This window comes from Peribacillus sp. SIMBA_075 (assembly GCF_046534585.1).
Genome location: NZ_JAWRYN010001688.1, coordinates 1 through 233, shown reverse-complemented (window position 1 = coordinate 233; position 233 = coordinate 1). Strand labels below are relative to the sequence as shown.

The 233-nt window shown below is 48.9% G+C and carries 1 pseudogene; it reads right to left on the bottom strand.

What is annotated here, in order from left to right:
• Positions 1 to 44: 44 nt before the first annotated feature.
• Positions 45 to 233, bottom strand: a pseudogene (locus SB775_RS34175) (ABC transporter substrate-binding protein); the annotation flags it as partial.

Sequence of the window (233 nt, the reverse complement as noted above, 5' to 3'; positions counted from 1 at the left end):
GAAGAAAGAACAAGTAGATGGATTTGGCGATTCTCATGGACTTGTTATTCCCTGTTTTCTTCTACGATTTGCTGGGCTGCTTCAGCCGCCGCCATTGGATCTTCGCCCCCGAGAACGTTTTCAATTGAACTGAGGACCGCATCTTCAATTTGGGCGTTGGTGATCAAAAAGCGTGGCTGGAAGCGCGTATTGCGTTCGTCGATCCAATACGAAGTGTTCTGCAGGGCTTCAGA